This window comes from uncultured Shewanella sp. (assembly GCF_947501665.1).
Taxonomy (GTDB): Bacteria; Pseudomonadota; Gammaproteobacteria; order Enterobacterales; family Shewanellaceae; genus Shewanella.
Window position 1 is genome coordinate 18,113 of record NZ_CANMWS010000046.1, and the last position, 13,237, is coordinate 31,349.

Genomic DNA, 13,237 nt, shown 5'->3' on the forward strand with positions numbered 1-13,237 from the left:
TAAGATTTAGCATCCATGTTTCATCGTGATGATCATTTATATTAAAGCTCGTTAGAATTTATTGTTTTTCTAATAATGCATTATCGGATTCAAAACTTGTCATGGAAGCAGTCAAAGCCCACTTTATGGAGTGATCTTTGACATATTTCATATTATGTTTGATTTGATTGTCTGATTTACACTTTTTTAAGAAGTGACAAATACTGCTTATGTCTTTAAATATATATTTTTTAGGATATATCTCATCCGCTCCTTCCCAATTAGAAATCAACGGAATTGCTCCACTCCCCATAGCTTCCATTGCGGAGAGGTGACAACCTTCGAAATCGCTAAAGGAAAGTAAAAACCCGATATTTCTAAACCAATGTTCCATATCATTACCATGGCCATCAAAGAAAACCGCTCCTCTCAAGAACTCGGATGTCTCAATTCTCTGAAATTGTCTGTTAAAATAGCTCATTTCATCTGTTCGAGACTTCATCCAATCGTAATCATTAGGTAATTTACCTTTAATTCTTAAAATATAACGATCATCTTTTTTTCTTAAAATTTCTAGCAAATCTAATGCTTTATCGATGCGTTTCATTTTTGGCACTATGCCTACAACGCCTAGAGTAAATTTGGCATTGGTAAATTTAGGCTTATTTAGTGCAGTTGAGTCAATGTAGTTTTCTCTTAATATTCCGATATTTTTCTCGTTCCAAAATAATTTTCTGGCATCCCTCATAACTAAAGGAGCAATGAAATGGACTTGATTTACATTATTTAAAGCTACTTTTTTGGGATAGGTCGTTTCGATTTCTTGTCGATGAAATCGAACAACAAGATTTTGATGTTCTAATTTATTGGTAGAGTACCATACTGCATTTTCTAACATCCATTCGCAATAAATAGAGTCGGATGCCGCTAATTTTCTAGCACTGTCTAGTTCATTATTTTTATTATGACCGAGCCATTTGTCTACTTTTACTCTGTAGCCTTGTCCTCTAGAGAGTTCGATATATTTACGAACAAACTTTAAATCATGCCCTGCGATAAGACAGGTTTTTTCTTTATACTGATTTAATATTGAAGTTAAGGTAGGCATTAAACTTTGTTTGAGAACAGTACTGTAAAAATATTGATTAGATGAATGATAGGCAATGTTAGAAGCTTTCTTTAGTAGTGACTTATCTGCTAGGGCTAAAATAACAGTATCGACAAGAGCACTTTCTTGTTCTACATATAGCGGATAATCTTCACCTAAGTTTGCAATGTATGCTTTTCCTGGTAGGCATAAAATAGGCAGGCCTTTACTGGAATACTCTAGAAATTTAGTTGAAATTTCATGGGTCTGCATATCTAAATTGGGTGAGCGCCATGCCCATGCTAAATCATATCCTGCTAATTCACTCAGGACTTTATTTCGGCTAACACCTTTATGCCAAATGACTCCTGGGCTGTTGAGGAGGTGAGTCACTTTTTTAGTAAATGATTTATCTTTTGATTTATCATTAAATTTATTGCCGTATACATGTAACTCTATATTTTTTAATTTTTCACGGATCTTTTTAAATGCGATTAACATTTCTTCCGTGGCCCACAATTGATCAAATTTACCTGCATACACTATTCGCTGTATTTTACCAGATGAGCCTCGCCCGTATTCGTTCTTTGAATCAGGAACCATAGGGGGGAGATCAATAATCTTATTTTCATCGACTTTAAATTGAGTAATAAGATCATTTTTAATGAATTGTGATTGGCAAAGGATTTTAGCAGAATCTTGAAGAATTGCTCTGTCTTCTAAAGTGACTTCATTGAGGGCTTTTTGAAATATTTCTACAGGGTATATCCATGTGATTCCAGCGAGTTCAGGATGTCTTAAGGCCAGTTTGTTTATTTCTGCACCTCTTAATATCACTGCATCATAGTCATTTTTTTGTACTAAATCACAAATGAGATCAATAGCATTTGATGGAGATAATTTACTTTTAAATCCGTACTGAGAAGGTTGAATAATTTTAACTTTTTTATCTATTTGGTTGATCTGCTGCAATACTAATGAGTTGAGATTATCTGACTTTAGTAAGAAATCGACATTAGTTTGTTTACATTGAGAAAATACATCAACTGTTGATACTGCCCATATAGAAGAACCGTCGGTATAGTTAATATCAATATCACCATAAATAAGAAGGTTGAGTTCATTACTTGGCTTTTTTTCAGTACTGAGTTCTTGATGAATATTCCCAAGCACTTTAGAGTATTGTTCGGTGACGACAGGCCAAAGTCGGTTTTTCAACACCCAATTATTAGCATACTCAGATAGTGACTTTCGTAGCTCAACAGAATCAATTAATTTTTCTAATTTTGCTGCAAGATCTTTAATTGAGCCCTTTTCAAAGAGCAAGCCATTTCGACCGTCTATTACTTCTTTTAATGCTGTAACATCACTAGCAACAATGGCTTTACCTGATAACATTGACTCAAAAGGTTTGAGCGGAGAGACTAATTCACAGACTTCTACGCTTTTACGTGGAAGGGGAGTGATATCGATGGTTTTTAAAAGTTGATTGACTTCTTCATGGGGAATTCTGCCTAATAAACGCACTTTAGTCGAAATGGATGAGTGCTTAACTATCTCTTTTAGTTTTGCTAGATATGGGCCGTCACCCGCAATCACTAATTCAAAATCTTTACCTTTTTTATTGATGATTTCTAAGGCAAAAATTAAATCATCTAAACCTTCATATTCTACAATAGAACCAACGTAACCAAGAATAGGTTTTTTCTTATCTTTCTGCTTTGTAAAGTTAAATTGTTCTTTATTAATTGCATTGGGAACAATTGAAATTTTTGATTTATTGACTCCTCTATTCACAAGCTCGTTTTTTAGCCCTTGAGTAATAGTGATGACAGAATCAGCATGTTTTGCGACATAAGCTTCTAATTGATATTCTAATTTAAATCGATCGCTTTCTTTCCAATCTTGTATCGTTGAAGCGCGTGTCACCTCCCATAATCCTCGTACTTCATAGACAAAGGGAAGAGCTAAAGATTTAGCAGCAATTAAAGCCGGTAGAGCATTATAGAAAGATGAAGCGGCTACCACGGTTTTTGGACGTTTTTTTATAAATTGTAGTATTAATGCTTCTGAGGCTTTTTTGATATATTCATCTAAAGGATCTAAATAGTAATCTGCACCATCAATGCTATTGTATTCTACGTTATCGAGTGTGACTGAATTAAATTCATTTTGTTCTTGTAGTACATCACAAGGGTAACCAGCACGGGTAAATACTGCTACTTTTTCATTTTTTGATATCGCTTTAATCAGTTCATGGGAACGAATTGCGTAACCATTACTATGAAATGGCAGGGAGCAGTGTAATACAAATGCAATGGGAGAATTATCATTTTTATTATATGTGTTTGAAATATTAGGAGTTGGAATGATTGGAAGGCGTTTTTGTAAGTTTAAATAACCCAATGCAGAGTTAACTTGTTTTTTGTATTTTATTTTATCGGAAGCTGTAATGTGACAGAGGGCTTCATTGAGCAGTTTAAAATCACCAAAATCAGTTAATTGGCGCATGTTTTTAGCGAATAATGTGGAACAAGGGTAATTGTTCACTAGAAAGTGAAGCACTTCTAGTCGTTGATTACGATTTAAGTTGGTCGAATAAGTGTATAGTGCCGCGCTTTTTATTTTATCATCGCAATCTAATGAGTTTAATTCTTCTTTCCAGTTTTTCGTTGCTATTAATTTTTGTGATAAAGTTTTTACAGTGATGCCTGAATCTGTTGACTCTAGGGTATGGTCATCGGCTATTAATCTTGCTCTAATTTTTCCGTTTGGATACCAAGATAATGTCGAAACTTTTACCTCAGATGCAGAATCGGGTATTCCAATCTGGATTGAATTTAATGAATCACTTTCTGTATTCAAGTATTTATACAGTCCGACTTTCTCTGAATATGACATGCCTAACTGTTTCGCTAAGGTTGAACTTGCTGGAACTGAATCAAATTGAAATTGGATTAAGGCTGCTTTCTTTTTTTCCCCGATACCGACTCGAATATCAATGCTTATTTGAAAGTCTTTTCTTTTATCAAGTGGGTATGTTTTTGCTGGTAATATATCAATATCAAACCATTCATTACTGTCCCCGTCTTTGTTTAATCTTTTAGATTTAAAATCACGATATATATCAATGATTTTAAATGGCATTTTTATCATACTAAGTGGTTTTTTAGGTGTGGTAACGAGATAATGCCCTAGTCGGTATGATAACGTTGATTTTAAATTGTTAATCGCGTTTAAGAGCCTTAAGTTTTGTACTTCTAGGTCTTTATTCTCTAGAAGTAGGCGTTCAGAAATTTTTTCTTTTTTTGCAGCATGTGCTCTGATAGAAGAGGCATTCGTTAATGGGATAACATCAATGGATTTAATATTACCACTGCCTTTCCATTCCGATACTGAAAGCCCTAGAACCACATTATCATCCAGTTTTAAAAGTGCGGAATAAAATGATCCCCCTTCTTTAGTTGTAATGTAATCGAATGCCCCATATTGTTTGGATAGTCGTAAGCGATTATTTGATACAAACCCTTGGATTTTGTCATACCCTGTATAATTTAAAACAAGTGCTTTTTCTTTTTCTTCATCACTGTCAAACTGCACATGTACGCAATAACTCCCCGCATTTAATTCAAACTGGCTGCTAAATAACATTATTCTCTATTTCCCAATAAAATGAGTTAAAGTCTTATTTGAATCAAGCTTTACCAACTTTTATAACCGACTATAATACTGTCGGTTAATAAAGTTAAATCCTGTTGAATTTATTGCAATAAATGCTGCAGTGTCATTAGCCTTAGATATATAAGTCTTCTTTTTAATCAGATACTAAGGTTTAACAGGAATAGTTGGCTGTTATTAATTTTGTAAAGTAATTAAAAACTTTAAATAAATTTCTTAGCTATATACCTTACAAACTAAAATGTTCAGTTTAATTTTGGTGGAGAGTTCATTCCTTCTTTGGAAAATCGATGTCTCATTAATGCTCTATATTGAGCGTAATTTTTAGTCATGTTGATATATCCAATTTTTATTGTTATTTATAATTTTTAATCTATTTAAAGTTTATTTTTTTACGACATTCACGAAATCGAGAACCTTTTCTGGTGAAAAAGGGTACCGAATAAAAGCTTTATGTTTGACTAAAATAGCAACAACATCAGCTTGTTTTAATGCAGTATCGAGATCGGCCAGTTGTATATTTTCTAAATTGCTAAATTTTTCAGGTAGGGCCTGAATATGAGGTTCAACGGCGAGAATATCATAACCCTTTAATGCCAAGGTTTGGGTGATATTGAGTGCAGGGCTTTCACGCAAATCATCGATATCAGGTTTAAAAGAGAGACCTAAGCATGCTACCACAGGCTTATCGATACTTTTACAGGCGGCTTCTATTTTATTGATAATCCATTGGGGTTTGGATTCATTGGTTTTACGGGCTTGATGTATGAGTTTGGCATCCATTGGATTTTGATTCACTATGAACCAAGGATCCACTGCAATACAGTGTCCGCCAACACCTGCACCAGGCTGAAGGATATTGACTCTGGGGTGTAAGTTTGCCAGTTCAATGAGTTCCCAAACATCAATGTTTTGTTTGTCACAAATAATGGACAGCTCATTGGCAAAGGCGATTTGTCCATCACGGCTGGCATTTTCAGTGAGTTTTGCCATTTCTGCTGTGCGCGCATTAGTGGCAATGCAATGGCCTTTATGAACAAATTGCTTATATAAGTGAATGGCAGCTTCAGTGCTGGCGTTATCCATTCCGCCTATGATGCGATCATTTTCAACTAATTCCCGAATCACTTGACCGGGTAAAACTCGTTCAGGGCAGTGAGCAATACTGATGTCGGCTGTTTGGCCTTCGGTGATAGTATGAGGAAAACTGAGATCCGGCCTAAGTGCATATAACCATTTAGCCATTTTCTCGGTGGCGCCTACTGGAGAAGTGGATTCCAATACGACCAGATTACCTTTTTGAAGCTGAGGCGCGATGGCATTGATTGCCGCTTCGATATAGCTCAAATCAGGTTGATGTTCATCGCCAATAAAGGGAGTGGGAACAGCAATTAAAAAGGCATCGGCAGCTTGGGGTTGAGCATGAGCGGTGAGGTATCCGTCAGTAACGGCACATTTGACGAGCGCTTCAAGTCCTGGCTCAACAATGTGGATCTGGCCTTGATTAATGGTATCGACAGCATGTTGATTAACATCAATTCCTTTTACACGAATGCCGTTGCTGGCAATCACTGCTGCTGTGGGCAAACCAATATAGCCTAAGCCGATGACGGAAATGGTTTCAATGTGCATGATTTCTTCCCCTAAGGTGTCATTAAATTATTTTCGGAATTTTTCTCATTTTCATTATTTATGTTCTAAACTCATTTTATAATTTTTTATTAATTATCACTGAACTTAACTTTATCATTACTAGGGTAATACCATCATTGATGATTAACCTTGGTAGTTAATCGGGCGAATTAATTGTATTACTCAATAGTATTAATGATTAAAGTTTAATACTTTTAAATGATAGAGGTTATGATATTTAACTTTATTAGCATGTTTAGTTGTTCGTAGGTGATTTTACATTTTATAAAACACGAGTGATTTAAATGGTATTAGTTATTTCTATTATGAAGTTTTTATTTTTTGTATTAGTAGTAAATGGTGGTAATTTGTTTTTGTTATTTTTTGATAATAGCTACCGCACTAGATTTCAGCTTCTAGAGTGCTGCTAAACTTGATTTAAAAAGGATTGATTAAACTTGGCCACCTTGTTGTATTGCTTTCACGCCTATAAAGCTGTGGCCAGTCTTATCTTATTGTATTTATTGTGCTAAATTTAAATAAATATTATTGTGGGAAGGAGGGGGCTTGTTAATACTCAATTGTACATTCCTTTGTACCCACTTTTTTACTCTGTAACGCCTTTCCATAAGACAATGGTAAATTATAATTGTTGCATTTATATTTAACCGTACCATTATTTTTAATAAAAACATATCAACTTGTATTGATAAAGTCTATTTTTGTTTTTTAAATTTGAGCTCTATACTGAAATCAAAGCACTTTTTAATGTTTCCTTATTTTAAATTAAATATTTTTTATATTAATGCATCGAATATACTAGTTATAATCGGTGTGTGTTTACGTATTGGCTTTAAAATTCAGTGGTGATGATAAAATATTTTTATTGGTATTTGGTATTATGATTTGTGTAAATAAAGTATGAAGAAGTGGCTAGGAGATAAGTATTCGATAAGAAACAGATGTACTAAGTGGAAAGTAGTGGAGAATAATCATCACGAAGATTAATATTAAGTACAGCATTAAGTACAATATTAAGTGTATCAATTTATGCTAAGTAAAAGCTATTAATGAGGCGTTACTGTTTATTTTAATAGTACTTTAAGCACTTTTAATTGCAAGTGAACGAGTGGGTTCTGTATGAGTATGAAGGGCTTGATAATGGGCGGTTTCTATTTGAGCGATAATTTTGTGAGCAGTGTGAGCTTGGTATTTAAAAAAGCTGCCATTGACTTGTGTGTATTGTCGTAACGCTTGTTGTAAGCATTGGTATGAGGCTTCTGATACCATTGTTGGATGGTTCCAAAAGCGGTCTAAACCAGACTGATGAGTTAATCCTTTTAGGTTGTATAGAGCACGACCTAAGCAACAAGTTGGCACATTATGGTGCAGGGCGGATAGTCCAACAGTACTATTAATGGTGATGACACCGGTTAACAGAGGATACAGTGGAGGTAAAGGTAATTCATAGGCGTAATGAACGCGCGCGTGTAACTGATATTTGTCAATGAGTGCATTAATCTGTTTTTTATAGCAGACAAATCCTCTATCCATAGGGTGATGCTTGAATATGAGCTGACTGTTATGAGGGGCAAATTGACTAAATGAAGACATGACGCGATTGATCATATCTGTGATGCTACTGAGATCGGAATGTTGTCTTATTTGAAAGTCTTCACTGACTTGTAATGGCACAAAAAAAAGCTTGGCGGATGTTTGACGTAAACGTTGCATCAACTGTCTATCAGGGCTTTTTCTAAAAAGTTTTAAGATGCCGCCTTTAACCCAACTGAAGGCTTCTTGATATACATTCCATGGTCGATGATTATTGTAATGTTTGAAATGTTTCGCTTTAAGGGTGCGCAAAATATGATAACGTGAGGCAAAGTAAGCACGTTTTGAAAATGTTTTACCTACGGTAATATAATCTTGTTCATCGTTATCAATAATAGGTAAAGCGTGCTCACTCAGTTGCTGTGCAATAGGGTAAAGTGGGCTATAGGCATTAACGCCTTGAGGCTCAAAAGTAATAAAGTCGGGTCTGATGTAGCCCTCTTCTAACACCCAAAATGCGAGTTTAAGCTGCTGGCAAAGTCCGGCGGCTTGTTTATGATAGAAACGACAATCGCCAAAACAAATAACAGCGTCTATGGACCATAATTGAAGGTGATGTTTTAGATAAGCGGACCACTCATTAACTGGACCTTGAAAGGCCTGATTGTGGCCATTAATCGGCCAAGATTGATCGCCGCCATTGAAATCAATTTTATAAACCTGATGCTGTTGGCGAATTAACTGATTTCCCAATACTTGGAAAAATGACCCTAAGGGGCCTTGTAACAACAAGATATTCATAACGTCCCATGTTTATTTAGCCATACGTTAGCCGATCAATTTCATCGAAGTGCAATGACACTCAGTGTTTCAAGTAAATAACCGAGTTTAAGTCGCCAACGTCGCCAATAAGACTGTTGGTTTTTTATTTGCACTTTGTTGTTAGCCATTTTTGCAATCAATTGCTCAGGCGATATTTTTAAGCGTGTGTCCCAATCAATATAACTGGGGTATAACGCGACACAAATATACACTAACGTGGGCAGGTTAAGTGTGCGCAATCTATCATTTGGTGGATATTTATCTTGTGTCAGTCCCCATCCAGCATAAAAAGGTTGCCCCCAAGTGACGACAGTGACCTTTCTCAATAATGCTTCAAAACCACTTAACGATGTCATTGTGTGTAAAGCATCAATATGAGGGTAAAGTTGAGTTAACGCGATATCTGTGAGGTAAACATTGACACAAGTCTCTAAACACGCTTTTGATATATGACCTTCTCGGTTACCTGCGACAACATCAGGATGAGGCTTATAAATAATAAAGGCGTCAGGGTACTCTTGGCGAACAGCCCATAATAACGCCTCATTACTGGTGATTTGCATGCTGCCAGTAATGATGGATGCATCGCCATCGACTTGACCGACAACGAGTAAGCGAGTTTGATCCTGATTGCCAATCTTGTTCTCACTATTGTATTTGTTGAGATCAAATTCCTTTTGTCCCACCAAGTTATATTTATTAATGTCATTATCAACGAGCAATTTAATTAATGCTTGGCCTCGGTGATACATGTCATCGTTGATTTCAATATGGTTGAGCTTTTCTCTTAAGCTATTATTCACTTGGGCGTTAAAATACATGCCTAAGGGATCAATAATGAGCGATGAAGGGCGGGCTAAATTTGAACCGAGTCCGCTGGAACGAATAAAACCGTCTTCGATACGAATAGCATGCTTAAGTTCAGGGTATTTGTTTCCCCATACCAGCAGTTTTTCATGTTCTTTTATTGGGTTTGGTTTTTTGCTGATAAATTTAATGCGTTTAGCCAGTGGTCGACAAAATTCAAGAAGAAAAGCTCGTTTCCAAAATGAAAAGCCCAATAAATAAAGGGTGTCATAAAGAGGAGCTGAGTGATTTTGTTGAGCGATAAATGCAATAGCATCTTCTGGTGTGGAAGCTTTTAAAGTAATGGGATCAAAATACAATGGGTATCGAATTAAGCTAGCGGCAATTAATTGATTTAATGTGACAGCTTGTCTTCTGTCACAATGTTTATCATCAAGGGTCAGCCCCCATCCGGCATAAAATGGCATACCGAAACAATGTACTGGTTTACCTAATAATAAGGCTTCAAAGCCCATTTGCGAAGAGACAGTAAATACTGCTTTAGCATGGCGAATAAGGGCATGTGGATGGCAAGGACTGCTCTCTATTATGATATGATTTTTTAAATGTGAGGGTAAAGCGTGTGCCATCATTTGTGCCAATATGCCGGATTTACGTCCAAGCCGTGTATCTGGATGAGTACGAATGACCAGTTTATCATTGGGGTAGTGCAGGTGGGCACTTTCAAGCATTCGACTGAAATCCTTGGCACAGGCTAATGCTCCTTCAATGGATTGATCGCCACTGACTTGATCAACAATCAGTACCATTGCTTCATTTTTTAGCTTGTCGGCTAAAGAGGCTGGTAGTGTATATTGAGCCTGAAATGCAGGGTAGCAATTATATTTAGTGATCCCCAGCTGAACCATTTGTTGCGCCAACTGTTGTGCGCGCCTTAAAGTACTTTCTTCACAGGGGGTATTGATCAGGTGTTCAAGGGTGGAAGGTTGCCTGGCATCATAATAAATCCCTATTTTATCCGCAATCATAGACACGGCTTTGCCTTGTGCGCTGGGATGACCTGTATAACCAATAAAGCCATCTTCTAGGTGGATAAAGTCACAGGATAATGATACTGACAGGGCCTTTAATTTGAGTGAATTTGGTTTTACCCCCCAACCGACTAAAGCATCAGATTGCTTTGAGAGCTGGTGATGATTATGTTTTGAAAGTCGCCGAATTTGTTGCCCAAGGCAGGCATCAATGGTCGACTTTCTCGCTAAAATACCTGCTGATGTTGTATATAAAGTCATAAATAGGCTGCTAAAAGTGATGTCATAGTTTGCTTTACACGGTTAAAAGTGCTGACGAGCTTATTTTATGTGGAATTATGCAAAGTTGAACATGCAATAAGTCAGCGAATGTGTCAACAAGATAGCTAAATCTATATCGCGAAATCGATATCAATAAGCGTGATTGAGTTATTAATTTATTTAGAGTAGTTTACAGCTTTAAATGATTGATGGATGTAATCCTAATGGCGTTTTGTTTAGATAAACAATTAGAAAAAGAAACAATAAAAGTGATCAGTTTGCCTCTGTGTGATGTATTGCTAAATAAAGAGGACATTGGTCCTTGGCTTATTTTGGTGCCGCGTATTGAACATAAAACGGAAATTTTTCAACTCACACTTGAAGAGCAAGGGCAACTTTTAAAAGAATCATCACTGATCGGTGAAATGTTATCGCATGTTTTTAAAGCTGATAAAATTAATGTGGCTGCAATAGGCAATATTGTGCCGCAATTGCATGTGCATCATGTGGCACGTTTTTATAATGATGCTATTTGGCCTAAGCCAATATGGGGTAATACGTCGGGTCAGCAAATGGATGAGACAAAATTGGATCATTTGATTGCGCAGATGAATACTTATTTGCAAACCCAGCTGTAATGTAACCGTAAATTTTCAATGTAAAAAATACCCGTGCATACTCTATACACGGGTATTGTCGATAGAATTTTATCACCGATATAAGAAGTGGTAGGCTTAGTTAAAAATAATGCTTTTGGTATATACTTGTCTTTACAGCTGTGCTTGTTGTAGCTTGTCTTGGTGACCTTGCTCTTGTAAATTGCTTTGCGTGACGATGCTGCGCACTTTTTCCAAATCATCAAAAGTATCAACACCATGTCTAGGCGCTTTATCAATTAAAGCAACTTGAATATGAACATCATTAAAAATGGCTCTGAGTTGCTCAAGTTTTTCCAGTTCTTCCAGTACCGAACTTGGCCATGACTGATATTGATACAAGGCTGAAACACGGTAGGCATACATGCCAATATGGCGTCGCCATGGATTACTGGGCGTATTAAAATGGGCTTGTTCGAAACCATCCCGTGCAAAAGGAATGGCTGAGCGAGAAAAGTAAATCGCTTTTCCATTTCTGTCACAGACTACTTTGACACAATTTGGATTGAGCAGATCTTCTTGTTGTTTAATTTGGCAGCCCAAGGTTGCCATGCCAGCTTTGGGGTGATCAGATAATGTTTTTGCCGTTAATTCGATCAGTTCAGGTTCTAATAAGGGCTCGTCACCTTGAAGATTGACGACAATGGTATTTTCATCCCAACTTAACCGTCTAGCGACTTCAGCCAGTCGTGATGTACCCGATTCATGCTCACTGGATGTCATGACCACATTGGCACCAAAGTCAGAGGCAATGTGTCCCGTTTCAGCATGATCTGTGGCGATAATAATATTTTTATTACCAATTAGCGTTTCCAAAGCCCGCTGATAAGTGTGCCAAATCATTGGCTTACCCGCTATTTTCATCAGCGGCTTACCCGGTAACCGTGTCGAAGCAAACCGAGCGGGAATAACAATTTTATACTGCATGTTAGCGTCCTTTTCGTTGATAAGGATTTTATTATTATGTGGTAATTTTTGTCTTTTTAATCATATAAATATGATATTATTAATGTTTGTTTGTATAAGCTTAAGGATTGTTTTTATTTTACTAAAAACAATCACCTGTTAGCCAAAAGTATTAGTGTACTTTAAAGTTGATTACAAGTGTTAAATATTTTTAATGCTACATATGTAAACGTATTAAATTTTGCTATTTTTCATTTCATTAGTTAAATAAACCAATAACTGGTCCAGAGTTGATGGTTTTGAAGAGTCAGGGTTAAAATATTGTGGGTATAACTCTGGCTACAATAAATAAGGCACCCGCGAACAACTGTTCTATTGTCAATTGTCAATTTTCTATTTCGCCTAGCATTTGGTTGTAAGTCATTAGTGAGTCCCCAACCACTATAAAATGGGCATGCCATAGTGGTTACTTTTAAACCTCTTAATAAGGCTTCAAAACCAGATAGTGAACTAATGGTATACACTTCATCGATTGAATGAAAAGTACCGAATAGAAGGTTTTCTTCTAAAAACATTGTAGAATTTAACCTTCTGATTGATCGATGATTTATTTTAACGGTAAAAGGGAGGAAGTTATTCTTTATTTTTTTAGCATAAAACTTTCCCAAGTGTTTTAAGCTATTATAAGTACCTGAGTATAAAATTACCAACAATTAGAATGATATTTGAGCGTTAGATTACCAATGGCTGATGCTTGCATTCATGTAATCATTTTTATATAAATATCATTATGATATATACCATTGCTTTTTATAAATGAAACA

7 protein-coding genes are annotated in these 13,237 nt (G+C 36.1%); 1 reads left to right on the forward strand and 6 read right to left on the reverse strand.

Annotated elements, in window-relative coordinates:
• Positions 1 to 58: 58 nt before the first annotated feature.
• From Q0976_RS23085 to Q0976_RS23100, 4 genes are all read right to left on the reverse strand, one after another.
• Positions 59 to 4,717, reverse strand: coding sequence for a glycosyltransferase (locus Q0976_RS23085; protein ID WP_299497025.1), 4,659 nt, complete (start codon positions 4,715 to 4,717; stop codon positions 59 to 61).
• A 411-nt stretch (positions 4,718 to 5,128) separates the two neighbouring features.
• Entirely contained in the window at positions 5,129 to 6,376 is a 1,248-nt protein-coding gene (gene wecC / locus Q0976_RS23090; protein ID WP_299497028.1) for a UDP-N-acetyl-D-mannosamine dehydrogenase, read from the reverse strand.
• Between the two features lie 1,101 nt (positions 6,377 to 7,477).
• On the reverse strand, positions 7,478 to 8,731 hold the full coding sequence (locus tag Q0976_RS23095) for a capsular biosynthesis protein (RefSeq protein ID WP_299497031.1): 1,254 nt from the start codon (positions 8,729 to 8,731) through the stop codon (positions 7,478 to 7,480).
• 41 nt (positions 8,732 to 8,772) lie between these two features.
• Positions 8,773 to 10,851, reverse strand: a complete 2,079-nt coding sequence (locus Q0976_RS23100; protein ID WP_299497034.1) for a capsular polysaccharide biosynthesis protein — start codon at positions 10,849 to 10,851, stop codon at positions 8,773 to 8,775.
• Positions 10,852 to 11,075: 224 nt separating this feature from the next.
• Here Q0976_RS23100 and Q0976_RS23105 point away from each other — a divergent pair, with 224 nt between their 5' ends.
• Positions 11,076 to 11,489, forward strand: a complete 414-nt coding sequence (locus Q0976_RS23105) for an HIT domain-containing protein (protein WP_299497037.1) — start codon at positions 11,076 to 11,078, stop codon at positions 11,487 to 11,489.
• A gap of 132 nt (positions 11,490 to 11,621) precedes the next feature.
• Here the strand turns inward: Q0976_RS23105 and kdsB are convergent, their stop codons facing one another.
• The gene (gene kdsB / locus Q0976_RS23110; RefSeq protein ID WP_299497040.1) at positions 11,622 to 12,434 is read right to left on the reverse strand and encodes a 3-deoxy-manno-octulosonate cytidylyltransferase; all 813 of its coding nucleotides are present in this window, start codon (positions 12,432 to 12,434) and stop codon (positions 11,622 to 11,624) included.
• 242 nt (positions 12,435 to 12,676) lie between these two features.
• A complete protein-coding gene (locus Q0976_RS23115; RefSeq protein ID WP_299497043.1) occupies positions 12,677 to 12,988 on the reverse strand; it encodes a hypothetical protein in 312 nt (103 codons plus the stop codon).
• Positions 12,989 to 13,237 lie beyond the last annotated feature (249 nt).